Source organism: Sphingomonas sp. R1, assembly GCF_025960285.1.
Lineage (GTDB): Bacteria > Pseudomonadota > Alphaproteobacteria > Sphingomonadales > Sphingomonadaceae > Sphingomonas.
Genome location: NZ_CP110111.1, coordinates 3,823,001 through 3,847,375 on the forward strand (window position 1 = coordinate 3,823,001; position 24,375 = coordinate 3,847,375).

The following is a 24,375-nucleotide window of genomic DNA, read 5'->3' on the forward strand; positions in this document are numbered from 1 at the left end:
TTTCGTTTTCAAGTTCGCTTTGCTATAAACGAAAAGGAACGAACATGAGGCAAACCATGACGGCCGCGCATTCCGAGGAGCGTTTCGATCTGCTGGTGGTGGGGGGCGGCATCAATGGTGCCGGCATCGCCCGCGATGCAGCAGGGCGTGGCCTGTCGGTGCTGCTGGTGGAGAAGGAAGATCTCGCCAGCCACACCTCCTCGGCCTCGACCAAGCTGATCCATGGCGGGCTGCGCTATCTGGAATATGGCGAGTTTCGCCTGGTGCGCGAGGCGCTGATCGAGCGCGAGCGGCTGTGGGGCATGGCGCCGCACATCATCTGGCCGCTGCGCTTCGTGCTCCCGCAAACTCAGTCGCCGCGTCCGGCGTGGATGGTGCGACTGGGGCTGTTTCTTTACGACCATCTCGGCGGTCGCAAGAAGCTGCCGGGCACCGACACGATCAATCTCCAGCGCACGCCTTTCGGCAACGGGCTCAAGACGGCCAAGGGCAGGGCGTTCGTCTATTCGGACTGCTGGGTGGAGGACAGCCGCCTCGTCGTGCTGAACGCGATGGATGCGGCCGAGCGCGGCGCGGACATCCGCACGCGCACCACGCTGGTCGGCGCACGTCGCGAGGGAGGCGAATGGCGCGCCACGATCTCGGATGAAGCAGGCGAGCACCAGATACGCGCGAGCGCGCTGGTCAATGCAGCCGGGCCCTGGGTTTCGGAGGTGCTGGGCCGCACCCCGGACGTGATCGCCGATCGCGGGCTGCGGCTGGTGAAGGGCAGCCATCTCGTCGTACCCAAGCTCTATTATGGCGAACACGCCTTCATGCTGCAAAATCCCGACCGTCGGATCGTCTTCACCGTTCCCTATGAAGGCGACTTCACCCTGATCGGAACCACCGACCAGGTGTGGGAAGGTGCCCCCGGCAAGGCCCAGATCAGCGCCGAGGAGACGCGCTATCTGCTCGATACTGCCGCGCGCTATTTCGCCAACCCGCCGGGCGAGGCAGACGTGGTTTGGAGCTATGCCGGCATCCGCCCGCTCTACGACGACAAGGCCGGTAGCGCCTCGGCGGTGACGCGGGACTATGTGCTCGATCTCGACGGCGACGAGGCGCGCGCCCCCATGCTGAGCATCTTCGGCGGCAAGATCACCACCTATCGCAAGCTTGCCGAGCATGCGATGGCCGAACTGGCACGCTTCTTCCCCAAGGCCGGGGTGGCCTGGACGGCAGGCGCCACGCTGCCGGGCGGCGATCTGCCCGGGGGCGATTTCGATGCGTATGTGACGGCGCTGCAGCAGGCGCGGCCAGGTCTGCCCGCCGATCTGCTGCAGCGCCTCGCGCGCGCCTACGGGACGCGGGTCGACGTTCTTCTCGGCAATGCGATGACCCCGTTCGACCTCGGCACCGATCTGGGCGGCGGACTGACCCTGCGCGAAGTGGCGTATCTGCGGGCGCACGAGTGGGCCGTGACGGCAGAGGACATCCTCTATCGCCGCAGCAAGCTGGGCCTGCACGTGCCGCCGGGCACGCAGGCTCGGCTGGAGGCGCATCTGGCCGAAGATCGCCGGACGTTGGCAAAATCGGCCTGATGGGCGACGACCTGCCCGATCTGGTCGCCCTGCGGCACCAGCGTATCCTCGAGCTGGCGCGGCACGCCGGGAGCGTCACGGTGGAGGCGCTGGCGACGGCGCTGGAAGTGACGCCGCAGACCATCCGGCGCGATCTCAACCAACTGGCGAGCCGCGCGATGCTTTCGCGCGTGCACGGCGGGGCTGTGGTGACATCGGGTGTCGACAATCTCGACCGCGAGGCGCGGCGCCAGGTTGCAGCAGGGGCCAAGGCGGCGATCGGCGTCGCGGCGGCGGCGCTGGTCCCCAACGGCGCCAGCCTGTTCATCAATATCGGCACGACCACCGAGGCGATCGCCGCCGCACTGGTGCATCATCGGCATCTTCTCGTCGTCACCAACAATCTGAACGTCGCGGACATTCTGGGCGGCGTGCCGACGATCGAGGTGGTGGTTGCAGGCGGGCGGGTGCGCGCAAGCGACCGCGCCGTGGTGGGCGCGCTGGCGATGGATTTCCTGCGTGGCTTTAAGCTCGACTTCGCGCTGATCGGCGCCTCGGCGATCGATGCCGAGGGCACGCTGCTCGATTTCGACATGGACGAGGTGCGCGTGTCCCAGACGATCATCGAACAGGCGCGTTCGGTGATCCTGGCGACCGACCAGACCAAGTTCGGCCGGCCCGCGCCCGTCCGCATCGCCGAGATCGGCGTCGTTGATCATTTGGTCACCGATCGTCTCCTACATCCCGAGATCGCGGCGGCGTGCGCCACCGCGCGCGTCCAGGTACATCAAACCAGCGCTTGATTGGTAAGGCCAAAATGTGCAAGATGGTCTGACAAAGCAAAAATAAGGGCGACCAGGGGAAGGTCGTTCAGGGAGGGCAGTGGAAGGTCTATGCGCCGTATCGCCCATCTTCGTTGGTGGATCGTCGGGCTGATCTGCGCCGGCACCATTGCCAATTATCTCGCCCGCAATTCGCTGGGCGTGCTTGCGCCGCAGCTCAAGACCGTGCTGCACATGTCGACCGAGCAGTACAGCTATGTCGTCGGCGGTTTCCAGCTCGCCTATACCGTCATGCAGCCGGTGGCCGGCATGGTCGTTGATCGCATTGGCCTGCGTGCAGGGTTCGCGCTGTTCGGCGCGGCGTGGTCGGTCGCCAATATGCTGCACGCCCTGGTAGGCGGCTGGATCGCACTGGTGTTTTTCCGCAGCCTGCTCGGCATCTTCGAGTCCGCAGCGATTCCCTCCGGCATCAAGGCCATCGCCGAATGGTTTCCGGCACGGGAGCGCTCGGTCGCGGTGGGCTGGTTCAACGCCGGCACGTCGCTCGGATCGCTGCTGGCGGTGCCGGTGGTCGCCTTCGTGACCCTGTGGGCAGACTGGCGGATGGCCTTTGTCGTCACCGGTGCGGTGGGACTGTTCTGGTCGCTGGGCTGGTGGGCCTTTTACCGCCGCCCCGCCGAGCATCCCGCGATCACGCCGCAGGAACTGGCGCTGATCGCCGAGGGGCGACCCAAGCCGCTGGACCGCCGCGCCTCGGCGCGCGAGATCCTGGGCACGGCGCGCTTCTGGATCATCGCAGTGCCGCGGTTCCTCGCCGAGCCGGCCTGGCAGACCTTCAGCTTCTGGATTCCGCTCTACCTCGCCAGCGAGCGCGGGATGGATCTGAAGCAGATCGCGCTGTTTGCCTGGTTGCCCTTTCTTGCGGCGGATCTGGGCGGTGTGCTGGGGGGCTATCTTTCGCCGTTTCTCGTTCGGCGCTTCCGTCTCAAGCTGATCGCGTCGCGGGTGACGGGTGTGGCGCTGGCGGCGGTGCTGATGATCGCGCCGAGCTGTATCGGCCTTGCCGCCAGCCCCTATACGGCGATCGCACTGTTCTGCATCGGCGGATTTGCGCACCAGATGATCTCGGTGCTGATCAACACGCTGTCGGCGGACGTGTTCACGGCAGAGGAAGTGGGGGCCGCCAACGGCTTCATTGGCCAGGCCGGCTGGACCGGCGGCCTGCTCTTCTCGCTGCTGATCGGCCAGCTGGCCGACAAGATCGGCTATGCGCCGCTGTTCGGCATGCTTTCCGTCTTCGACATTCTTGGTGCGCTCGTGCTGGTCGCGGGGCTGCGCCACCTTCGCCTCCCGGAGTCCGCGACATGAGACGCGCCACGCTATCCAATCCGCCGTTTTTCGCCGTTGCCGGCGAGGGGCAGGGCCGCGTCACGCTGGAATCGGATACCGGTGCCGTCGCGCATCTGTTCGTGCTGGAGGACGATATCGTTCGCCTGTTGCTGCTCGCGAACGGCACCGTAACCAGCCCGCCGAGCTGGGCGATCGCGCCGGGCCAGTCCGACATTGACGAGCCTGGGCGTGACCGGCTGGCCGTGTCGGGCTTCACCTGCCCCCGATACCGACTGACCAGCGACGCCGAACAGCTGGTGCTGGAAACGCCCCGCATCCGTCTCACCGCGCGGCTGCATGGTCTGCAGTGCCGCTGGGAACAGCGGGACGGTGAGGCATGGGTGCCCATGGCCGAGGATCGCCCGACCCATGCCTATGATTTCGGCTGGTGGGACGGCAGGACCCATCACTATGTCGCGCGCCGGCCAGGGCAGCGCTTCTATGGCCTGGGGGACCGCACCGGCGATGCCGATCGCGCCGGCCGCAGCTTCCGCCTGACCAATCTCGATCCCATGGGGTATGACGCGGAGACCAGCGATCCGCAGTACAAGTCCATCCCCTATGTATTGGTCGCCGACGAGGCGGGCCGCTGCCACGGCGCCTTTTACGACAGTGTCGCTGACATCGCCTTCGATTTCGGGCGCGAGCTGGACAATTATCACGGGTACTACCGCCACATGGTCGCCGATCACGGCAATCTCGACCTGTGGATGATCGCGGGCCCGGATCCTCTGGCGGTGACCCGGCGCTTCACCTGGCTGACCGGTCGGCCGGCGCTGATGCCGCGCTGGTCGCTCGGCTATTCGGGATCGACCATGACCTATACCGATGCGCCCGATGCCGCGGTGCAGATGGCCGGGTTCCTGGAAAAGCTGGCCGAGCATGACATCGGCTGCACGTCCTTCCATCTTTCCTCGGGCTACACGTCGATCGGCGCCAAGCGCTACGTGTTCCACTGGAATCGCGACAAATTTCCCGATCCCAAGGCGTTCGTGGCGAGCTATGCCGAGGCAGGGGTAGAACTGGTACCCAATATCAAGCCGGCACTGTTGCGCAGCCATCCGCACTATGATGCGGTTGCCGCCGCCGGCTATTTCGTCGCGGACGACGATGGCGCGCCGATCGAGGCGCAGTTCTGGGACGAGGTCGGCAGCTATATCGACTTCACCAACCCCGCCGCGGCCGCCTGGTGGCGCGCGCAGGTGACGTCGGCGCTGCTCGACCAGGGCATCCGCTCGACCTGGAACGACAACAACGAATATGAGGTGTGGGACGCCCGCGCGCGCTTCGCCGGGTTCGGGTCGCCCCTGGCCGCCGCGGCGATGCGCCCGGTGCAGCCGCTCTTGATGATGCGCGCATCGCGCCGGGCCCAGATAGAGGCACGCCCGCACGAACGCCCCTATGTGGTGACCCGCGCCGGCATGGCGGGTCTGCATCGCTATGCGCAGACCTGGACCGGCGACAATCGCACCGAATGGAAGACGCTGCGCTACAATGCCCGCATGGCGCTGGGTCTGGCGCTCTCTGGCGTTTCGAACAGCGGGCATGACGTGGGCGGATTTGCCGGCCCCGCGCCGGATGCAGAATTGCTTGTGCGCTGGGTGCAGGCAGGCGTGCTGATGCCGCGTTTCAGCATCCATAGCTGGAACGACGATCGCACCGTCAACGAACCCTGGATGTATCCGCAGGCGCTTCCGGCGGTCCAGGCGCTGATGCGGTTGCGGCAGCGGCTGGTGCCGTTCTTCTATGACCTGCTGCTGCGCTATCATGCGGACTATGCGCCGATGGTGCTGCCGACCTGGGCGGTGTTCCCCCAGGACCAGCGATGCTGGGAGGAAAGCGACGAGCATCTGCTCGGGCCCAATCTGCTCGCGGCACCGGTGATGGAACAGGGCGCCAGCACACGTCGGCTCTACCTGCCGGCGGGCGCCGACTGGACCCATGTCTGGTCCGGCGAGACCTATGCGGGCGGTGCCGATGTGACGGTCGCGGCAAGCCTCGATGCGCCGCCGCCGCTGTTCGCGCGGACCGGTTCGGCGATGCTGGTCGACCTTGCCGATGGCGGCTGGCGTCCTGCGCCGATGCGCCGGGGGCTGTGGCTGTTCCCGCCACGGGCTGGGACCTTTGCCTGCGATGCGATCGAGGACGCCGGCGACGGGGTGGGAAGTGTCACCCGCTGGCGCGTGGAAGGGCAGGTGGTAGCCGGCACCGTCACCGTGCGCCTGACGCGGGACGGCGCGATTCCGGCCGAGGCGGGTATCACCCTGTTGTTACCGCCAGGTAACGATCATGTGTTGGTGATCGAGGGGCAGGATGGCGCAGGTGTGGCCTTTGAGCAACGAAATGGCCTGTACATAGCGTAATTTGGCGTGAGTCCGTGTTTCCACGATATTTCTTGGAGTCGCGATTAACTTATTATCCAAGCATCCGAATTAGAAGGCGGGTCAAACCTGCGGGAAAAGGGGAGTATCAATGAAAGGTTATCACTTGTCCGTTGCGCATGCTGCATTGATTGCCGCGTGCATGGCCGGAACTGCGCAGGCGCAGACTTCGGAAAGTCCCGCGGCCGGTACGGCCGCCGCAGGCGCCGCCGCTGCCCAGTCGGCCGCCAAGACGGCGCAGGACGATGTAGAGATCATCGTCACCACCACCGCCCAGAAGCGTTTCGAGAACATCCAGAACGTGCCGCTCGCGGTGCAGGTGGTGACGCCGGCGCAGCTTGAGGCGCAGGGCGTTCGTCACTTCCAGGATCTCGGCAAGGTCGCCCCGTCGCTGACCGTTCGCCCCGCCGAACACCCGGTCAACTCCAACGTCTCGCTGCGCGGCGTCGGCACGTTCGCCTTCGGCATCGGCGTGGAATCTTCGGTCGCGGTCACGGTCGATGGCGTGCCGCTGGCCTTCCAGGCGCGCGCGTTCACCGATCTGCCCGACGTGGCGATGATCGAGGTGCTGCGCGGGCCGCAGAGCACGCTGTACGGCAAGGCGGCTTCTGCCGGCCTCATCAAGATCATGACGACGCAGCCGACCAGCGACTTTCACGTCAAGGCCAACCTGCTGGCCACCGACGACAGCGAATATGGAGGCAATTTCAGCGTCACCGGCCCGATCAACGACAAGCTCGGCTACGTGTTGTCGGCGAGCTATTCGAACTGGGACGGCAACGTGAAGAACCTGTTCAATGGCAAGCAGGTCAACGGCCGCGAGACCTTCAACAGCCGCGGCAAGCTGAAGTGGAAGGCTTCGCCGGACCTGACCTTCACGCTTTCCGGCAACTATCTGAACGGCAACACCACGGTGGGCCGCCCGTTCATCCGCATGGCATCCACGGCGCTGCTGCGCGGTGTTGCGGGGCAGACCAGCAACGTCGTGCTGCCGGGCGTGGTGATCAGCGAGAAGAACCAGACGGTCAGCAACAACTACGAGTCCCGCACCAAATATTGGGGCTGGGGCACGATGCTGCGTACCGACATCAACATCGGCAAGCTGAACGTGCTGGGCCTGACCTCGTACGACAGGTTCCGCCTCGACGACTATCTCGATCATGACGACACCTCGGCCACCGTGCCGCAGGGCAGCAACATCCAGGTCGGCGCGTTCAAGTCGCGTTTGTTCACCCAGGAAATCCGCGTGCTGTCGCCGGGGACCGATGCGTTCCGCTACGCGCTGGGCATCTATTATGCCAATGTCGGGTTCCAGCGGCCGTTCCTGCGTGGCCCCTCCTTCTCGCTCGCCAACTGGTATGCGACCTCGGGCTCGCGCCAGATCGCGGCGTTCGGCCAGATCGACTGGGAGTTCGTCAAGAACCTGACCGCCACCGTCGGCGGCCGCGCGCAGAACGAGCGTGTGAAGTACACCTTCAAGGACAACATCCCGAACACCAGCTATGCCGGCCATGCCAGCGACAATGCGACCACCTACCGCCTCGGCCTGCAATATCAGGCCACGCCCGATGTGATGGTGTTCGGCAGCTATGCCACCGGCTACAAGGGCCAGACCTACGATCTGACGACCGGCTTCAACCAGAACCGCGCGGCCGCAGGGCCAATCCGCCCGGAAACGTCGAAGGACAAGGAACTCGGTGTCCGCACCCAGTTCTTCGGGCGCCGGATGACGTTCAACGTCACCTATTTCGATACCAACTATACCGACCTGCAGGCGCAGTCGATCGAGACGCTGGCAGACGGCACCACTAATTTCCGCCTCACCAATGTGGGCGGGCTCAACACCAAGGGCCTCGAATTCGAGAGCGCGGCCCGCGTCACTCGCGACCTGACGATCAGCGGTGCGGCGACCTATCTCGACGCCACCTACACTTCGTTCCCGGTTGCCCAATGCTATCCGACCCAGACGGCGGCGCAGGGCTGCACCGGCTCGCCCGGTCGCCAGAACCTCACGGGTACGCGCGCCGTGCAGGCGCCGGAGTGGAAGGCGTCCGCCAACATCGACTTCGCGCCGGCGATCACCGAAAAGCTCAACGGCGTGCTGCAGGGAAGCTGGCAGTATCAGTCGAGCGTCTATTATGTCGCTCGGGATCCGCAAGCCTTCCAGCCGGCGTTCAGCCTGTTCAACCTCAGCGCGGGCGTGCGCGACCACAATCGCCGCTGGGAAGCGGTGGTGTTCGTCAACAACCTGTTCGACAAGCAATATTACCCGTCGCTGGTCAACTCCGCGGGCAATTTCGGCAACCAGATCGCCACCCAGGTGGTGCTCCCGCGTGATTTCCGGCGCTATGCCGGCATCCGTTTCGGCGTGAATTACTGACAGGAGCGAGTGAACCGGGGCGGCAGCACTATGCCGCCCCGGCATCGAGGGGGATCCGAATGATGGGCAAGACCTGGATCGCGGCCGCAATCTGTGCAGCCGCGATTTTTTCCGTGTTTCCAGAAAGCCGTGCGCAGCAGGCGCCGGCCAGCCCTAGCGTCGATGCGCCCGAATTGGCGGCGCTGGGCAGCTATGGCATTGGCGTCGCCGATCTGGAGTTCATCGACAAGGGCCGCGCCGATCCGCTGCAGGGTGCCGACGTTCCGCGCGTGGCGGATCGGCATATCTCCGTGAAGCTCTGGTATCCGGCGGCGGCAAAGGGGGGCGGCACCCGGTACCGTACCGGCTTGCCGGGCGAGACGGGTAGCGACGTGCCTTTCGAGGTGCCGGGGCTCGCCACGCCCGGCGCGGCGATGGCGAAAGGGCGCTTTCCGTTGGTGATCCTCGCGCATGGCTACAGCAACACGCCCGAGGTGTTGTCCTGGCTGGGCGAGAATCTGGCGAGCAAGGGGTATGTCGTGCTGGCGCCCGCCTTTCGTGACCCGCCGATCACCATCCGCACACCGGCCGCGCGCGCAGGCCCGCTGACCAGCCGGCCCCTCGACATCGCCTTCGTCGCGGCCGAGGCACAGCGGCGGGCAAAGGCCGGCGAGGGCCTTTTGGCCGCAGCGGATGGCGCGCGTACCGCGCTGATCGGCTACTCAATGGGGGGCTACGGCGTGTTGACGGCGGCCGGGGCGCCGCTGGATCCCGGCCTGGGAGGCGCGACGCGCGGCGTGCTCGCACCCTTTGTGGCGGGCGGACCCAAGGCCGATACGCTCAAGGTCGCGGACGTGAAGGCGGTGGTGGCGATTTCGCCCGCGAGCAATCTGTATGGCACGCCGCTCTGGGCCGCACCGGGTGTCGCCGCCATTCGCGCGCCGACGCTGTTCATCGTCGGCAGCCAGGATCATGTCGTCGGCTACGAGACCGGCGTGCGCCGCCTGTTCGATCAGGAAGTGCATGCGCCGCGCTATCTCCTCACCTTTCGCGAGGCGGCGCACAGCATCGCGCTGATCGGGGCGCCGCCTGCGATGCGGGAAAGCTTCTGGGACTTCGACTGGTTCGAGGACGCAGTGTGGCGCAAGGACCGGCTGATGGCGGTGCAGGCGCATTTCATCACCGCGTTCCTGGATCGCAACGTCAAGGGCGAGGCGGCCAAGTCCAGCTATCTCGACGGGCTGGTGCCGAATTCCAACGACGGCAAGTGGCCGAACGCACCCACGGGCCGCTATGCCGGCTTCAGTCCGGGTGCCCCGGCCTCGACCATCTGGAAGGGGTTCCAGCCGAGCCGGGTCTCCGGGATGAACTTCGAGTTCAGGCCCGGCGAGCCCTGAGGCTGCTCAGCACTCGACCACGTTGACCGCCAGGCCGCCGAGGCTCGTCTCCTTGTACTTGGAGCGCATGTCGAGGCCGGTCTGGCGCATCGTCTCGATCACCGCGTCGAGCGACACCTTGTGCGTGCCGTCGCCGTGGAGCGCGAGCATCGCGGCGTTGATCGCCTTTACCGCGCCCATCGTGTTGCGCTCGATGCACGGGATCTGCACCAGACCGCCGATCGGATCGCAGGTGAGCCCGAGATTATGCTCCATGCCGATCTCAGCGGCGTTCTCGATCTGCGCGTTGCTGCCGCCCAGCGCCGCTGCCAGCCCCGCCGCCGCCATCGAGCAGGCAACGCCCACTTCTCCCTGGCATCCCATCTCCGCCGCGGAGATAGAGGCCTGGCGCTTGTACAGAATGCCGATCGCAGCGGCGGTGAGCAGCAGGCGGCGGCTGCCAGCCTGAGTCGCGTTGCCGACGAAGCATTCATAATAGCGCAGCACCGCCGGGATCACCCCCGCCGCGCCGTTCGTCGGGGCCGTGACAACGCGGCCGCCGGCGGCATTCTCCTCGTTCACCGCGAGCGCCCACAGGCTGACCCATTCGAGTACCGAGGCGGGCTCCACCCGCGGCCCGCGCGCCATCAGCTTCTGATGCAGCTTCCGCGCGCGACGGGGGACCTCCAGACCGCCGGGCAGGATGCCGTCCTGCGCCATGCCGCGATCCATGCAGGCGTTCATCGCATCATGGATGCCGTCGACGAACGCCAGCGTCGCTGCATCGTCGCGCCAGCCGCGTTCGTTGGCGAGCATCAGCCCGGCGATGTCGAGGCCGAGTTCGTCGCAGCGCTCCAGCATCTCGCGCGCGCTGGCGAAGGGATGGTTGGTGCCGGCGGAGAGACCTGCCGCCGCTTCCTCGCCCTCGCGCCGGATCGCGCCGCCGCCGACGGAATAATAGGTTCGCTCCAATACCGCGCCGTCGACCAGCGTCGCGCGCAGCTTCATGCCGTTGGGGTGGCCGGGGAGGAACTGGCGCTTGCGGAACTTGATGTCGGCCTTCGGATCAAAGCCGACAAAGGCGGCGCCGCCCAGCAGGATACGGCGCTCGGCAGCGATGGATGCGAGCATCGGCTCCACCGCATCGGGATCGACCCCCTCGGGCCGCTCGCCGGCCAGCCCCAGCACCACGGCGCGATCGGTGGCATGGCCCCTGCCGGTGAGCGCCAGCGAGCCGAACAACTCACAGCAAAGCTTGGTGACGTGCCGCCCGTCCGCCACCACCCATGCGGCGAAGTCGCGCGCGGCGCGCATCGGCCCCACGGTATGCGAACTCGACGGCCCGATGCCGATGGTGAATACGTCGGTGATGCTGATCGGCCCTGCATTCGGCCCGACGCCTTTGGTCGCCACGGAACCCGTCTCCTGAAAGTTTCGGGCCCCTTCTGTCCGTTTGCCTGAGATCGCTATCCCGTCGGCGGGTGCTCTAGGCACCACTCTCCAGAATGTGGTCGTCGGAAGGTCCTTTTGCCTGAGAGTTTCCGGGGCGGTTGCTCCTTCGGCGATCCGGCGAGCGGATTCTCTCCCTTTCCGACATCTTGTGTTTCGCCGTGGCGGCGGTGGCTGTCAAACGCTCATTCGCTCGAGTGCCGGCAGCAGCTCGGCGTAGGAGTCGATTACCGCCTCGGCGCCGAGCGTGGCCACGGGCACCGCCGAGAAGCCGAAGCTGCACGCAATCACCGGCACGCCCGCCGCCTGCGCCGCCTGCACATCATAAATCGAATCGCCGACAAACGCCGCCGGGCCGCCACACCGCGCCAGCATCTCCAGAATTGGTGCGGGCGAGGGCTTGGCGGTGCCCGGCCCCAGCGTGTCGCCGCCGATCACGGTGGCGAAGCGGGGGGCAAGGCCGGTCGCTTCCAGCAGTGGCAGGGTCAGCGCCTCGGGCTTGTTGGTGACCACGGCGAGCGTGACGCCCTGCGCTGCCAGCGCATCGAGCGCATCGAGCATTCCCGGATAGGGGCGACTATGGTCGGCGATATGTGCGGCATAGGCCTCGACGAAGCGCGGATGGAGCGCATCCACGGTCTCCGCATCGCCGCCCCCGGTCGCCGCCACCGCCTGCGCCAGGAGCGCGCGGGCGCCGCGGCCGACCATCGGCAGCACCCGCTCCATCGGCAGGGCAGGGCGGCCATCTGCCACCAGCACCCGGTTCAGCGCGGCGGCGATGTCGCCACTGGTATCGAGCAGCGTGCCGTCGAGATCGAAGCCGATCGTGGCGAAGGGGAAATCGGTCATGCGCGGGCCATGGCACCGGCCCACTGGAAATGGCAACCGATGCGTGGCAGTGCCGGGCTCCCATTCAGCGGAGACTGCCGACGTGACTGCACCCATCGCCGCGATCATCCTCGCTGCCGGCAAGGGCACGCGGATGAAGTCCGATACGCACAAGGTGCTCCACCCGATCGCCGGGCGGCCCATGCTGCTCCACCTGATCGACAGCGTGAAGGCCCTGGGCGCCGCGCGCGAAGTAGTGGTCGTGGGCGCGGGCCGCGAGCAGGTGGAGGCGGCGGTCGCGCCGCTCGGCGCGGAGACCGCGCACCAGGCAGAACAGCTCGGTACCGGCCATGCGGTGCTGCAGGCGAAGGCCGCGCTGGCAGGCTTCGAGGGCGATGTGCTGATCCTCTACGGCGACGTGCCGCTGGTCGCCAGCGCGACGATGCGCCGGATGGTCGAGCGGCTGCACGGGGACGACAATCCGGCCGTCGTGGTGCTCGGCTTCCGCCCGGCCGATCCCGGGGCCTATGGCCGGCTGATCGTCGCGGGCGAGGATCGCCTGTCCAGGATCGTCGAGTACAAGGATGCGAGCGCCGAGGAGCGCGCGGTAACGCTGTGCAATTCGGGCCTGATGGCGGCGCGCGGTGCCGATCTGTTCGCGTTGCTGGAGCGCGTGACCAGCGACAATGCCGCCGGCGAATATTACCTCACCGATATCGTCGGACTGGCCAATGGCGATGGCCGGGTGGCCGCGGTGATCGAAACGGGCGCCACCGAAGTCACCGGCGTCAACAGCCGCGGCGAACTGGCCGCGCTGGAGGCTGAATGGCAGCAGGCCCGCCGCACTCGCGCGATGGTGGAGGGCGCGACATTGATCGCGCCGGAGACGGTGTGGTTTGCCCATGACACGGTGCTCGGCCGCGACGTGACGATCGAGCCCAATGTGGTTTTCGGCCCCGGGGTCACCGTGGCGGACGGTGTTACGCTGCGCGCGTTCAGCCATATCGAGGGTGCGACCATCGCCAGTGGCGCCACCGTCGGCCCGTTCGCTCGGCTGCGGCCCGGCGCGGTGCTGGAGGCGGATAGCCATGTCGGCAATTTCGTCGAACTGAAGAATGCAGTGCTGGGCAAAGGCGCCAAGGCCAACCACCTCACCTATCTCGGCGATGCCAGCGTCGGCGCCGGCGCGAACATCGGTGCGGGCACGATCACCTGCAATTACAACGGTTACCTCAAGCAGAAGACGGTGATCGGTGAGGGCGCCTTCATCGGATCGAACAGCGCGCTGGTCGCGCCGGTCACGATCGGTAGCGGCGCGATCATCGGTGCGGGATCGGTGATCACCCGCGATGTCGAAACCGATGCGCTGGCCGTTACGCGGCCGGAAACGTTGACGAAGCAAGGATGGGCGACGACCTTCCGTGCGACCATGAAGGCACGGAAGGAACAAGCGAAATGAAGAAGTTCTTCGGCATCGTCGGCACCGCGCTCCTGCTCGTCGCGTCGCCTGCCCTCGCGCAGTCCGCGATGGGGCCTGCCGAGACCATCGCCGCGGTCGCCAAGTCCGGCGACACGACCGGCGTCTTCGCCTTCACCGTGGCGTCGGCGGGGGGGAGCGGCTTCAACGTCTACCTGAACTCCGCGGCCGATTATAAGGACCCCGGCAACCTCACCATCGAACTCCATTCGGCAGCGATCAACGCGTTGAAGGCCAAGCTGGGCGGCTATCCGCAGGATGTGCTCACCGGCAAGCGCGTTCAGGTAAAGGGCACTGCGCGGCGCGTGCCGGTGGGGTCGCACTTCCAGACCCGCATCGTCGTCGATTCGATCGATCAGATCGATATCCTCGGTTGAACGTTTCGCCGGTGTCCGTGCCGGCCCCCCTCCGGCACGAAAGGCCGCATCATGACCGACCGCTACACCGACAAGCCGTTCCTCAAGTTGCTCGATTGCTATGTGCTGGATGCCATCGGGCATCTTCCTGCGGATGCCGAGGCGGAACTGACCTCGATCGAGCCGCAACTGCACCGTCTCTTCGACGCCGAGGGTCCGTGGCGGGGGATCGTCGAGGAGAAAATGGGGTTCCAGGACGGCATGCAGGGCGCAATCCTCGAAGTGTGGCAGAACGGGCGGCAGAAATTCGTCGAGGCGCAGGGACATGAGCCCGACCCGGGCGAATTTACCCGGATCTTCATCGACACCAATTTCCCGCATTGAGCGGGCGTCGAGTTCAAGGGGAGCGTTCAGGGGGTGGGGGCAGCCGCGCGATGCGCGTAGCTCAGAATGCGTGAAAGCTGCCACCCCCGGGGCGTCCATTTCCATAGCTGCACGAAATGGGCGATGCCCGCGAGCTTTTCGGGGCCGTCTCCCTTTCGCTCGTAGAACTGGTGATCCCCTTCCTCGATCGCGCCATAGCCAGGCACCGGATCTACCCGGAAGCTGCCTTCCACCAGCGCGCGGCGGCTGCGCCAGGCGTCCGGGGCGGATCGCTCCCGGCACAGCTTTTCGTACGTTGCCATGAATGCATCGCGACCGATCAGCGTCCCGCCGCGATCGTGGTACATCTCGACATCCGGTGTCACCATGAGCGCCACCTGAGAGGGGTCACACGGTCCGAAGTACGCCGCGAAGAAAGAGGTGTCGGCCGCCCGGATCTCCCGTGCCAGCGACGCGCCGGTGGGCATGTCCTCCGGCACCGAGGTGAGGAGCGCAAGGGCGACGGACAACAGCATGTGACTTCTCCCGGTGTATTGCTTGTATAATGCACTGGGATCGCGCTTCTGGCAATGATGCGGAAAGCCCGAACCGCCGTTCAGCCTCCGGTCACAATCCCCCGGCTAGCGGCGGCCGCCAGCCCGCGCTAGGGCGGGGGCAGGAGGGCTGATGCCATGTGCGGAATCGTGGGAATCGTGGGCAAGGAAGACGTCGCAGAGCGTCTGTTCGAGGGCCTCAAGCGGCTGGAATATCGCGGCTATGACTCGGCCGGCATTGCGACGGACGTAGACGGGCGGATCGAGCGCCGACGCGCCTCGGGCAAGCTGGTCAATCTCGGCAAGGAGCTCGCCGCCAACCCGCTGCCCGGCACCACCGGCATCGCACACACCCGCTGGGCGACGCATGGCGGCCCGACCACCAACAACGCCCACCCGCACGCCACCGGCGAAGTCGCGCTGGTCCACAACGGCATCATCGAGAATTTCAAGGCGCTCCGCGAGGAGCTCACCGCACGCGGTCGCAGCTTCACCAGCGAGACCGACACCGAGGTCGTCGCCCATCTGGTCAGCGAAAAGGTCGAGGCCGGCATGGCTCCGGCCGAGGCGGTGCGCGAGGTGCTTCCGCGCCTTCACGGCGCCTTCGCGCTCGCCATCCTCTTCCGCCAGCATCCGGACCTGCTGGTCGGCGCGCGGCTCGGCTCGCCGCTGGTCGTCGGCTATGGCGAGGGCGAGACCTATCTCGGCTCGGACGCGCTTGCACTGGCGCCGCTCACCCAGCGCATCGCCTATCTGGAAGAGGGCGACTGGGTCGTCATCACGCGGGACGGGGCCGATATCTTCGACAAGGACAACAACCCGGTCGAGCGGCCGATCACCATTTCGGGCGTCACCGGCGAGCTGATCTCCAAGGGCAACCACCGGCATTACATGCTGAAGGAGATCTACGAGCAGCCGATCGTCGTCGCGCAGACCCTGCGCTCCTACCTCCAGCGCATGGAGGAGACGATCACGCTACCGATCCCCGACTTCGATCTGTCGGCGATCAAGCGGGTGACGATCGTCGCCTGCGGCACCAGCTTCTATGCCGGCATGGTCGCGAAATACTGGTTCGAGCAGTTCGCCCGCGTGCCGGTGGACATCGATGTCGCGTCCGAATTCCGCTATCGTGCGCCGGTGATGGAGGAAGGCGGTCTGATGATCGTGATCAGCCAGTCGGGCGAGACGGCGGACACGCTCGCCGCGCTCCGCCATGCCCGCAGCGAGGGGCAGACGATCGCGGCGGTGGTCAACGTGCCGACCAGCTCGATGGCCCGCGAGGCGGACTTGCTGCTGCCCACCCATGCCGGTCCGGAAATCGGCGTCGCTTCGACCAAGGCGTTCAGCTGCCAGCTGGCGGTGCTCGCGGCGCTGGCGGCCAATCTCGCCAAGGCCAAGGGCAAGCTGGACGAGGCCGAGGAACGCCGTATCGTTCGGCATCTGGCCGAGGCACCGGCCTCGCTCAACGCCGCACTCGCGTATGACGAGTCGATCCAGGCAATGGCGGGGGTGATCGCCGCGGCACGTGACGTGCTGTATCTGGGCCGCGGCACCGATTATCCGCTGGCGCTCGAAGGCGCGCTCAAGCTCAAGGAAATCAGCTACATCCACGCCGAGGGCTATGCCGCCGGCGAGATGAAGCATGGGCCGATCGCGCTGATCGACGATGCCGTGCCGGTGATCGTGATCGCGCCATCCGGTCCCTTGTTCGACAAGACCGTCAGCAACATGCAGGAAGTGCAGGCGCGCGGCGGCAAGGTGGTGCTGATCTCGGACTATGACGGCATCCAGGCGGCGGGCGACGGCTGCATCGCTACGATCACCATGCCCAAGGTGCACCCGCTGATCGCGCCGCTGGTCTATGCGGTGCCGGTGCAGTTGCTGGCCTACCATGTCGCGGTGGCCAAGGGCACCGACGTGGATCAGCCGCGCAACCTTGCTAAGTCGGTAACGGTGGAGTGACCTGCATATCCTCCCCCCGAACGGAGGGGGAGGGTCTGCAGAGCGTTGGAGCGGTGTGACAGGGGAGGGGGTGAGAGGGCTCCCTCCGTCGGGGGCACGCTTCCCTCAGGGCCCTGATCTATAACACCCTTTCAGGGGAGGATGGTCGCAACGGGCTGGTACGGAGAGAAATGTGGCAGGCATGGTGCGGCACACTGCCGACCGCGTCGTCCTACGCTTTGAGTTCCCTGCGTTCAAAAAGCCGAAATTCGGCCCGCTTGCCGCCCTGTTCTGGCGCTCTATATCGCTCGCACCTGCAGCAAAGACCGATGATGACCGCACCCAGCTCCGAACGGCCCCAAGGCCCCAGCCTGCTCGCATCGATCCACGATGTCGGGCCCCGTTCCGAGGGTGCGGTTGACCAGCTTTCCGACCTGTTTTTGAAGCACATCGGCGCGCCTCGCTATGCGATGCTGGTGGTGCCGGACCATTGGGGCTCCGCGCCTCTGCTCCCAGGCAGCCCGTTCGCCACGCGCCTGCGGGCCTGGGCCGATTCGGGAATCGAAATGTTCCTGCACGGTTGGTTCCACAAGGACGTGTCCGAGCACGCGTCTGCCGGCGCGCGTTTCAAGGCCAAGCACATGACAGCGGGCGAGGGCGAGTTTCTCGGCCTCGACTACGCCACCGCGCGCGACCGCATGTCCCGCGGCCGTGCATTGGTCGAGGATGTTATCGGCCGCCCGGTCACCGGCTTCATCGCGCCGGCCTGGCTGTATGGCGACGGCGCCCGCGCGGCGATGCGCGACCTCGATTTCGCGCTGGCCGAAGATCATTTCCGCGTCTGGGCACCGCAGCAGCAGGACCGCGTGCTGGCAAAGGGCCCGGTGATCACCTGGGCCAGCCGCAGCAAGAGCCGGATCGCCTCGTCGTTGGCGGTCGCCGCGATCGCCCGTGCGCTGCTGCCGCGCCGCCCGGCGATGCGGCTCGGCGTGCATCCGGGGGATGTCACCGTACCGGCGCTGCTGACGAGCATCGACAAGACGCTTGGTGCGCTCACCAAGGGCGGCCGTTTCGGCCAGTATCGCGAACTGCTGGAGACGCACTGATGCGCATCCTCGACGTCTGCGCCTTCTACAGCCCCTATGGCGGCGGTGTGAAAACCTATGTCCGTCGCAAGATGGAACTGGGCGCGCAGCTCGGCCACGAGATCATCATCCTGGCGCCCGGCGAGCGCGAGGAGATCCTGGAAGAGCGCGACGGCGCGATCCTGGCGACGATCCCGGCACCGCTGCTGCCGCTGGACCGCCGCTACCGCTATTTCGACGACGAGCCCGCCCTACATGCCGCGCTGGATCGCTGGCGGCCTGATTTCGTCGAGGCGTCGTCCCCCTGGCGCAGCGCCTCAATGGTCGCGCGCTGGCAGGGCGCGGCGGCGCGGTCGTTGGTCATGCATGCCGATCCGCTGGCGGCCTATGCCTATCGCTGGTTCGGTACGATCGCCAACCGCGAGACGATCGACAAGGGATTTGCCTCCTTCTGGCAGCATCTGCGCCGCCTGGACGAGGGCTTCGACCAGGTGGTGACGGCGGGCCGCGATCTCGCGCGGCGCCTGACGGAGGGCGGCCTCACGAAGGTGGTGACGATCCCGATGGGGGTGGAGCCGGGCTATTTCGATCCTGCCCTGCGCGACGAAAACCTGCGCGCCGAGCTGCTGGCGAGCTGCGGCCTCGGGCCCGAATCGACGCTGTTGATCGGTGTCGGACGCCTGGCGGCGGAAAAGCGCTGGCCGATGGTGATCGAGGCAGCGGAGGCGGCGGCAGGCCGGCACCCCATGGGGCTGATCCTGATCGGCGCCGGCACCGCACGGTCCAAGGTGATCACTGCGATCGGCCGTAACCCGCACGCGCAGCTGTTCGAGCCGACCAGCAACCGCGAGCAACTCGCGCGGGTGCTGGCAAGCTCCGACGCATTGGTGCACGGGTGCGAGGCGGAGACCTTCTGCATGGTGGCCGCCGAAGCGCGCGCCAGCGGCCTGCCGCTGATCGTGCCGGACCAGGGCGGCGCGGCCGACCAGTTCGTCGAAGGGCAGGGCATGCTCTATCGCGCGGCCGATCCGGTCGCGCTGCGCGATGCGCTGACCCAGTTCGTCGAGACGACGCCGATGTTCCACCGCATGCGGGCCACCGCCGATGCACCGTCCACCCGCACCATGGACCAGCATTTCGAGGAGCTGTTCGCCAGCTACCGTGCAATGGCATATTCGCGGGCGGCGTGACCTTGGCGTCGTAACGTCGATCGCATGCGTCGCGGCAGTGCAGTCAGCTGAACCCGAACTCAGGACCGAGCGGCAGCCGTCGCGATTTCAAGCCGTTTCAGGAAGCGCGGCAATGGGCAGCGATGCTCGGCGCCCTCGTCGCAACCTGGCAGGCGCAGCGGGATCCAGGCGGCGCGCGCCTTTCCGGCGCGGATGTCGGTGGCACTCTGGCTACGATACCATAGGCGCACCGCCTTGCTGCCATCGGTTGCGCGGACCATTGCGATGGCGATGCCGCCGCCAGGGGACGGATCGTCCGCTGCGAAGCCTGGCGCCTGAATGGGCACTCCCAGGACCGCAGCCAATGCGGCGACATTGGTGTCGTGGCCGACCAGCAGATCGAAGGCGGGGGCATCCTTATCGGTCAGGTCCCGCGTAATGCGGTCGACCGTGGGGGCCATCTGGAACGCGGCCATATAGGCCGGGCGGCTGAACACGTCGAACAGGGCGCCGTGCACGGCACCCAGCCTGGCCAGCACTGCCGGCGAGGCGCGGCCCCAGCCGACCTGCGCCATCGGTAGCCCTTCGAGATATTGCAGCATGAGCACTTGGGCGGTGCCCGATGCGGCGCGGATCGGCCCCTTCAGCTCGATGCCATGGCCGTCCGCACTTGCCGCCACCGCAGCGGGCTCGGCGGGGCTGCACGGTGCGCTGCTGCAGGCGAGCACGCGCTCCAGCAGCGCCAGTCCCCCGGCGTGCTTCCTCGCCAGTGCCTCGGCACCCCCGGTGTAATGCCGGATTGAATCGACCGCTTTGGCGGCGTCGAAGCCTGGCGGATGCAGGTTCAGCGGCTCGAACAGCGCATCGGTTTCCCCGACGGGCTTGTGGCCAACCGCCAGCGCGCAGCCGGGCGCAAAGCCCTGGGCATAATAGGTGCCGCTTGCGATCGTCCTTGGCGAACTGTTCGTCCAGATGCGGAGGGCGTGCGGAGCGGGACAGCCTCTGGCGGGCAGCAGGCCGGCGCCGGCGAGCCATTGGCGATCGGCGCGTGCGAGTGCGCGCAACGCGGCCGCACCGTGTGGGGTCACCTGCTCGGCCGGCGCCGCCCAGACGGGCCAGGGGCGCGCCGTGCGGGTACCGTCCGGGACTTCGCCCGCGAGCGGCGACCGGACGCCGTGGCGCATCAGCAGGATGACGCGCTCCGTCACCGTATGTGGACGTGCATGCGCGGGAGCAGCGGTGCACAGTAGCGCGGCGAGCGCGGGAAGGAGGCGGTGGCGGAACCGGGGCATGGCCTTCGCCTAGGCAGTGGATGTGAAAACCATGTGACGCCAAAAAGATACCAATTCCGGCCGGGAACTGAACACCCAGCGCCCGCAAAATGGGCCGGTCCGTTGAGGGAGGGGGGGAGCGGACCGGCCCGATGCGCAAGTGCTCTCGAGTACAGGGAAAACAAGCCGGCGACCCACGGGGGGATCGGAGTGTGGACCGCCGACTTGTTTCCTTATGGCGTTGCTCCGAGTCACGTCGGAACTGGCCGTACGCTGGTACTGGCGAAAGGGGGCGGGGGGAGTCGCTCCGGATCGCGTGCCCTCTAAATAGCCATGGCAGGCCGCAGCGATAATTCGGGGCGACCCCCATCCGGGTTTACCCGGATGTAATGCTATCGATTGCAATCCGCCACGGCGGCGAGAATGGGGGCGGCCCATTCGCGCCGGCAGATGAGCAGATCGGGAAGGCTGGTACTTGCCTGGTTATAGACGATCGGCGATCCGTCGATGCGGGAGGCGTGCAGGCCCGCAGCCAGCGCGACCGCCACGGGTGCGCAATTGTCCCATTGATGCTGGCCACCCGAATGCAGGTAGATCTCCGCCTCGCCGCGCACTACGGCCATGGCCTTGGCCCCGGCCGACCCCATGCCGACATGGACTGCGCCGATCGTGCTGCCGACCTCGGCGCAGAGTTGGCTGGCGCGGGTGCGGCTGACCAGCATGCGCGGCGGCGTCTGTGGCAGGCGAAGCGCGGGTGGCGTGTCGCTCGCGAGGGTCAGGCCGAGCCGCGGGAGTGCGACGGCCCCAACCGCCGGCTTACCGTCGATGGCGAGGGCGACGTGCACGGCCCAATCCTCGCGTCGCTCGGCAAACTCGCGCGTGCCGTCCAGCGGGTCGATGATCCACACGCGACTGCGATCCAGCCGAACGGGATCATCCGCCGATTCCTCGGAGAGGATCGCATCGTCGGGCCGGGCTTGGCGCAGACGATCAAGGATGAGCGCATTCGCCTCGGCATCGCCACGCGCGCCGCCGGCGCAGTCGTCCTGGATGCGGAGCAGCAGCGCGCCCGCCTCTTCGGCAATGGCATGGGCAAGCTGGGCGTCGTTCACAGCACCGGACTCCATACGCCCATGATCGCCTCGACGATCTGCTCGGCCGCCTGTTCTGGCGTGGTCTTGCGGGTGTCGATGCGGATCTCCGGGGCGAGCGGCGCCTCGTAAGGGCTGGAGATGCCGGTAAAGTTGGCGATCTCCCCCGCGCGCGCCTTTTTATAGAGGCCTTTCACGTCGCGCCGCTCGGCCTCCTCCAGGGGGGTGTCGACGAAGATCTCGAAGAACTCGCCTTCCGGCATCAGCGACCGCACCATCGCCCGTTCCGCACGGAACGGCGAGATGAACGCGGTGAGCACGATCAGCCCGGCGTCTGTCATCAGCCGAGCGACCTCGCCGATGCGGCGGATATTCTCCACCCGGTCCTGATCGGTGAAGCCGAGATCGCGGTTGAGGCCGTGGCGGACATTATCGCCGTCCAGCAGGAAGCTGTGCTTGCCCAGCGCGAACAGCTTCTTCTCGACCAGATTGGCGATGGTGGACTTGCCTGAGCCGGAGAGGCCGGTGAACCATAGCAGGCGCGGTTGCTGCCCCTTTTGCTGGGCATGGGCCTCGCGGGTGACCTCGATCGCCTGCCAATGCACGTTCTGCGCCCGGCGCAGCGAGAATTCGAGCATCCCGGCGCCGACCGTGGCGTTGGTCAGCTTGTCGATCAGGATGAAGCCGCCGAGATCGTGGCTGTCGGCATAGGGCTCGAACACGATTGGGCGATCGGTTGCGATTTCGGCGACGCCGATGTCGTTGAGCGCCAGCGTCTTCACCGCGCTGCGCGCCATGGTGTTGACGTCGATCGCATATTCCGGCGCGCGGACCACGGCGCTGACCGTCTGGGTGCCGAGCTTCAGCCAATAGGCGCGGCCGGGCAGCAGTTCGGCGGGGTCCATCCAGACGAGCGTCGCCTTGAACTGGTCGGCGGCCTGCGGGGGGGCATCGGCTGCGGCGATGACGTCGCCGCGCGAGCAATCCACTTCATCGGTGAGGGTGAGGGTGACGGATTCGCCCGCGACGGCCGCAGCCTTGTCACCGCCCATCGACACGATGCGTGCCACGCGGCTGGTGCGCCCTGATGGCAACATCCGTACCGGGTCGCCCGGGCGGATGGTGCCGCTGGTGACAAACCCGGCGAAGCCGCGAAAGTCGAGATTGGGGCGGTTCACCCATTGCACGGGCATGCGAAACGGCTTGATCCGGTCTGCCTCGGCGTCGACGTCCACCGTTTCCAGATGGTCGAGCAGCACCGGGCCGGTGAACCAGGGCATCGCGGCACTGCGCGTCGTGACATTGTCGCCCTGGAATCCGGAGATCGGGATCGGCGTGAAGGCGTGGATGCCGATCGATTCCGCAAATTCGGCATAGTCGGCGACGATGCGGTCGAACACCGTCTGGTCATAATCGACCAGGTCCATCTTGTTCACGGCCAACACCAGATGCCGGATGCCGAGCAAGTGCGCGAGATAGCTGTGCCGCTTGGTCTGGGTCAGCACGCCCTTGCGCGCATCGATCAGGATTACCGCGAGGTCGGCGGTCGAGGCGCCTGTGACCATGTTGCGGGTGTATTGTTCATGACCCGGCGTGTCCGCGACGATGAACTTGCGCTTTTCGGTCGCGAAGAAGCGATAGGCGACATCGATGGTGATGCCCTGCTCGCGCTCGGCAGCGAGGCCGTCGACCAGCAGCGCGAAGTCGATCGCCTGGCCCTGGGTGCCGACGCGCTTGGAATCCTGCTCCAGCGCGGAAAGCTGGTCCTCGAAGATCTGCTTCGAATCGTACAGAAGCCGGCCGATCAGCGTCGACTTGCCGTCATCCACCGATCCGCAGGTGAGGAAGCGCAGCAGCGACTTGTGCTGGTGCCGTTCGAGATAGGCCGAGATGTCGGAGGCGATCAGCGCGTCGGGGCGGTAGGCGGTCATCAGAAATACCCCTCCTGCTTCTTCTTCTCCATGCTGGCGGCCTGATCATGGTCGATCGCGCGGCCCTGGCGCTCGCTGGTTGTGGTCAGCAGCATTTCCTGGATCACCGTTTCCAGCGTGTCGGCGGAGCTTTCCACCGCACCGGTGAGCGGATAGCAGCCCAGTGTCCGGAAGCGGATCGAGCGCTCCACCGGCACTTCGCCGGGGTGCAGCCGGAAGCGCTCGTCATCGACCATCAGCAGCATACCGTCGCGCTCCACTGTCGGGCGGGGCGCGGCGAAGTAGAGCGGCACGATCTCGATACCTTCGGCAAGGATGTATTGCCAGATGTCGAGCTCGGTCCAGTTGGAGAGCGGGAACACGCGGATGCTCTCGCCCTTGGCCTTGCGGGCATTGTAGAGTCGCCACAATTCGGGGCGCTGGTTCTTCGGGTCCCAGCGGTGCGACGCCGTGCGGAAGCTGAAGATGCGTTCCTTGGCGCGGCTCTTCTCCTCGTCGCGCCGGGCGCCGCCGAACGCTGCGTCGAAACCGTATTTGTCGAGTGCCTGCTTCAGGCCCTCGGTCTTCCACAAATCGGTGTGCAGGCCGCCATGGTCGAACGGGTTGATGTCGCGCGCCTTGGCGTCCGGGTTCTGGTGAACCAGCAGTTCCATGCCTGCCGCCTTCGCCGAGCGCTCGCGCATTTCGTACATCGCCCGAAACTTCCAGGTCGTGTCGACATGCAGCAGCGGGAAGGGCGGGGGGGCCGGGTAAAAGGCCTTGCGCGCGAGGTGCAGCATCACCGCGCTGTCCTTGCCGATCGAATAGAGCATCACGGGCCGTTCGGCCTCGGCGACGACTTCGCGCAGGATGTGGATGCTCTCTGCCTCGAGCCGCTGAAGATGGGTCAGCGGCGGCGGCGATGCGATGGCGGAATCCATGGTGCTCGTTTGCAGCATGGAGGAGCATGTAAAAAGCCCCTGACGCACACGCGATCTAGTTATTGTTTATCGCGGCATACCCGCTCCCGCC

The 24,375-nt window shown here is 66.6% G+C and carries 19 protein-coding genes and 1 riboswitch; of the genes, 12 read left to right on the plus strand and 7 right to left on the minus strand.

What is annotated here, in order from left to right; genetic code table 11:
* Nucleotides 1-44: 44 nt before the first annotated feature.
* The 6 genes from OIM94_RS18155 to OIM94_RS18180 all read left to right on the plus strand — a co-directional run bounded on the left by OIM94_RS18155 (nucleotide 45) and on the right by OIM94_RS18180 (nucleotide 9,870).
* The gene (locus OIM94_RS18155; RefSeq protein ID WP_413716368.1) at nucleotides 45-1,583 is read left to right on the plus strand and encodes a glycerol-3-phosphate dehydrogenase; all 1,539 of its coding nucleotides are present in this window, start codon (nucleotides 45-47) and stop codon (nucleotides 1,581-1,583) included.
* Nucleotides 1,583-2,365 carry a DeoR/GlpR family DNA-binding transcription regulator gene (locus OIM94_RS18160; protein WP_264608057.1) on the plus strand — a complete coding sequence of 261 codons (783 nt, stop codon included), beginning with the start codon at nucleotides 1,583-1,585 and terminating at the stop codon, nucleotides 2,363-2,365. Before OIM94_RS18155 ends, OIM94_RS18160 begins: the two co-directional genes overlap by 1 nt.
* Before the next feature lie 90 nt (nucleotides 2,366-2,455).
* A complete protein-coding gene (locus tag OIM94_RS18165) occupies nucleotides 2,456-3,712 on the plus strand; it encodes an MFS transporter (protein WP_264608058.1) in 1,257 nt (418 codons plus the stop codon).
* Nucleotides 3,709-6,096, plus strand: a complete 2,388-nt coding sequence (locus OIM94_RS18170; protein WP_264608059.1) for a TIM-barrel domain-containing protein — start codon at nucleotides 3,709-3,711, stop codon at nucleotides 6,094-6,096. The genes OIM94_RS18165 and OIM94_RS18170 overlap by 4 nt, the downstream gene beginning before the upstream one ends.
* A 160-nt stretch (nucleotides 6,097-6,256) precedes the next feature.
* A complete protein-coding gene (locus OIM94_RS18175; protein WP_264608060.1) occupies nucleotides 6,257-8,494 on the plus strand; it encodes a TonB-dependent receptor in 2,238 nt (745 codons plus the stop codon).
* Nucleotides 8,495-8,553: 59 nt separating this feature from the next.
* The gene (locus OIM94_RS18180) at nucleotides 8,554-9,870 is read left to right on the plus strand and encodes an alpha/beta hydrolase family protein (protein WP_264608061.1); all 1,317 of its coding nucleotides are present in this window, start codon (nucleotides 8,554-8,556) and stop codon (nucleotides 9,868-9,870) included.
* Between the two features lie 6 nt (nucleotides 9,871-9,876).
* Here OIM94_RS18180 and OIM94_RS18185 read toward each other — a convergent pair whose 3' ends face one another.
* Together OIM94_RS18185 and OIM94_RS18190 are read right to left on the minus strand one after the other, a co-directional pair.
* Entirely contained in the window at nucleotides 9,877-11,262 is a 1,386-nt protein-coding gene (locus OIM94_RS18185; protein WP_264608062.1) for an L-serine ammonia-lyase, read from the minus strand.
* A 96-nt stretch (nucleotides 11,263-11,358) separates the two neighbouring features.
* A riboswitch (glycine riboswitch) is annotated at nucleotides 11,359-11,448 on the minus strand.
* A gap of 27 nt (nucleotides 11,449-11,475) precedes the next feature.
* Complete coding sequence (locus OIM94_RS18190) at nucleotides 11,476-12,147, minus strand: HAD-IA family hydrolase (protein ID WP_264608063.1); 672 nt, start codon at nucleotides 12,145-12,147, stop codon at nucleotides 11,476-11,478.
* A 133-nt stretch (nucleotides 12,148-12,280) separates the two neighbouring features.
* Here OIM94_RS18190 and glmU point away from each other — a divergent pair, with 133 nt between their 5' ends.
* From glmU to OIM94_RS18205, 3 genes are read left to right on the plus strand one after another with little or no spacing between them, the layout of a single operon-like run.
* Entirely contained in the window at nucleotides 12,281-13,585 is a 1,305-nt protein-coding gene (gene glmU / locus OIM94_RS18195) for a bifunctional UDP-N-acetylglucosamine diphosphorylase/glucosamine-1-phosphate N-acetyltransferase GlmU (protein ID WP_264609946.1), read from the plus strand.
* Complete coding sequence (locus OIM94_RS18200) at nucleotides 13,582-13,980, plus strand: hypothetical protein (protein ID WP_264608064.1); 399 nt, start codon at nucleotides 13,582-13,584, stop codon at nucleotides 13,978-13,980. The genes glmU and OIM94_RS18200 overlap by 4 nt, the downstream gene beginning before the upstream one ends.
* Before the next feature lie 51 nt (nucleotides 13,981-14,031).
* On the plus strand, nucleotides 14,032-14,343 hold the full coding sequence (locus OIM94_RS18205) for a hypothetical protein (RefSeq protein WP_264608065.1): 312 nt from the start codon (nucleotides 14,032-14,034) through the stop codon (nucleotides 14,341-14,343).
* 26 nt (nucleotides 14,344-14,369) lie between these two features.
* On the opposite strand, the gene OIM94_RS18210 is transcribed toward OIM94_RS18205, so the two are convergent.
* Nucleotides 14,370-14,858 (minus strand): nuclear transport factor 2 family protein, encoded by a 489-nt coding sequence (locus OIM94_RS18210; RefSeq protein WP_264608066.1) that lies wholly within the window; start codon nucleotides 14,856-14,858, stop codon nucleotides 14,370-14,372.
* Nucleotides 14,859-15,014: 156 nt separating this feature from the next.
* On the opposite strand from OIM94_RS18210, the gene glmS reads away from it, so the two are divergent.
* The 3 genes from glmS (at nucleotide 15,015) to OIM94_RS18225 (ending at nucleotide 19,092) form a co-directional block, all read left to right on the plus strand.
* A complete protein-coding gene (gene glmS / locus OIM94_RS18215; protein WP_264608067.1) occupies nucleotides 15,015-16,838 on the plus strand; it encodes a glutamine--fructose-6-phosphate transaminase (isomerizing) in 1,824 nt (607 codons plus the stop codon).
* A gap of 311 nt (nucleotides 16,839-17,149) precedes the next feature.
* Entirely contained in the window at nucleotides 17,150-17,923 is a 774-nt protein-coding gene (locus OIM94_RS18220; protein ID WP_264608068.1) for a polysaccharide deacetylase family protein, read from the plus strand.
* Nucleotides 17,923-19,092 carry a glycosyltransferase gene (locus OIM94_RS18225; protein ID WP_264608069.1) on the plus strand — a complete coding sequence of 390 codons (1,170 nt, stop codon included), beginning with the start codon at nucleotides 17,923-17,925 and terminating at the stop codon, nucleotides 19,090-19,092. Before OIM94_RS18220 ends, OIM94_RS18225 begins: the two co-directional genes overlap by 1 nt.
* Before the next feature lie 59 nt (nucleotides 19,093-19,151).
* Here the strand turns inward: OIM94_RS18225 and OIM94_RS18230 are convergent, their stop codons facing one another.
* The 4 genes from OIM94_RS18230 to cysD form a co-directional block, all read right to left on the minus strand.
* The gene (locus OIM94_RS18230; RefSeq protein WP_264608070.1) at nucleotides 19,152-20,363 is read right to left on the minus strand and encodes a histidine-type phosphatase; all 1,212 of its coding nucleotides are present in this window, start codon (nucleotides 20,361-20,363) and stop codon (nucleotides 19,152-19,154) included.
* Between the two features lie 371 nt (nucleotides 20,364-20,734).
* Nucleotides 20,735-21,469: a 3'(2'),5'-bisphosphate nucleotidase CysQ gene (locus OIM94_RS18235; RefSeq protein WP_264608071.1), complete on the minus strand. Its 735-nt coding sequence runs from the start codon at nucleotides 21,467-21,469 to the stop codon at nucleotides 20,735-20,737.
* A complete protein-coding gene (cysN, locus tag OIM94_RS18240) occupies nucleotides 21,451-23,364 on the minus strand; it encodes a sulfate adenylyltransferase subunit CysN (protein WP_264608072.1) in 1,914 nt (637 codons plus the stop codon). The genes OIM94_RS18235 and cysN overlap by 19 nt, the downstream gene beginning before the upstream one ends.
* Complete coding sequence (cysD, locus tag OIM94_RS18245) at nucleotides 23,364-24,284, minus strand: sulfate adenylyltransferase subunit CysD (protein ID WP_264608073.1); 921 nt, start codon at nucleotides 24,282-24,284, stop codon at nucleotides 23,364-23,366. The genes cysN and cysD overlap by 1 nt, the downstream gene beginning before the upstream one ends.
* Between the last annotated feature and the right edge of the window lie 91 nt (nucleotides 24,285-24,375).

Excerpts from the sequence above, each read along its gene's own strand:
- OIM94_RS18200 (WP_264608064.1), top strand. The coding sequence starts at position 13,582 with ATGAAGAAGTTCTTCGGCATCGTCGGCACCGCGCTCCTGCTCGTCGCG.
- OIM94_RS18205 (WP_264608065.1), top strand. The coding sequence starts at position 14,032 with ATGACCGACCGCTACACCGACAAGCCGTTCCTCAAGTTGCTCGATTGC.
- glmS (WP_264608067.1), top strand. The coding sequence starts at position 15,015 with ATGTGCGGAATCGTGGGAATCGTGGGCAAGGAAGACGTCGCAGAGCGT.
- cysN (WP_264608072.1), bottom strand. The coding sequence starts at position 23,364 with ATGACCGCCTACCGCCCCGACGCGCTGATCGCCTCCGACATCTCGGCC.
- OIM94_RS18160 (WP_264608057.1), top strand. The coding sequence starts at position 1,583 with ATGGGCGACGACCTGCCCGATCTGGTCGCCCTGCGGCACCAGCGTATC.
- OIM94_RS18220 (WP_264608068.1), top strand. The coding sequence starts at position 17,150 with ATGACCGCACCCAGCTCCGAACGGCCCCAAGGCCCCAGCCTGCTCGCA.
- cysD (WP_264608073.1), bottom strand. The coding sequence starts at position 24,284 with ATGGATTCCGCCATCGCATCGCCGCCGCCGCTGACCCATCTTCAGCGG.
- OIM94_RS18180 (WP_264608061.1), top strand. The coding sequence starts at position 8,554 with ATGATGGGCAAGACCTGGATCGCGGCCGCAATCTGTGCAGCCGCGATT.
- OIM94_RS18170 (WP_264608059.1), top strand. The coding sequence starts at position 3,709 with ATGAGACGCGCCACGCTATCCAATCCGCCGTTTTTCGCCGTTGCCGGC.
- OIM94_RS18230 (WP_264608070.1), bottom strand. The coding sequence starts at position 20,363 with ATGCCCCGGTTCCGCCACCGCCTCCTTCCCGCGCTCGCCGCGCTACTG.
- glmU (WP_264609946.1), top strand. The coding sequence starts at position 12,281 with ATGAAGTCCGATACGCACAAGGTGCTCCACCCGATCGCCGGGCGGCCC.
- OIM94_RS18235 (WP_264608071.1), bottom strand. The coding sequence starts at position 21,469 with ATGGAGTCCGGTGCTGTGAACGACGCCCAGCTTGCCCATGCCATTGCC.
- OIM94_RS18210 (WP_264608066.1), bottom strand. The coding sequence starts at position 14,858 with ATGCTGTTGTCCGTCGCCCTTGCGCTCCTCACCTCGGTGCCGGAGGAC.
- OIM94_RS18190 (WP_264608063.1), bottom strand. The coding sequence starts at position 12,147 with ATGACCGATTTCCCCTTCGCCACGATCGGCTTCGATCTCGACGGCACG.
- OIM94_RS18175 (WP_264608060.1), top strand. The coding sequence starts at position 6,257 with ATGGCCGGAACTGCGCAGGCGCAGACTTCGGAAAGTCCCGCGGCCGGT.
- OIM94_RS18155 (WP_413716368.1), top strand. The coding sequence starts at position 45 with ATGAGGCAAACCATGACGGCCGCGCATTCCGAGGAGCGTTTCGATCTG.
- OIM94_RS18225 (WP_264608069.1), top strand. The coding sequence starts at position 17,923 with ATGCGCATCCTCGACGTCTGCGCCTTCTACAGCCCCTATGGCGGCGGT.
- OIM94_RS18165 (WP_264608058.1), top strand. The coding sequence starts at position 2,456 with ATGCGCCGTATCGCCCATCTTCGTTGGTGGATCGTCGGGCTGATCTGC.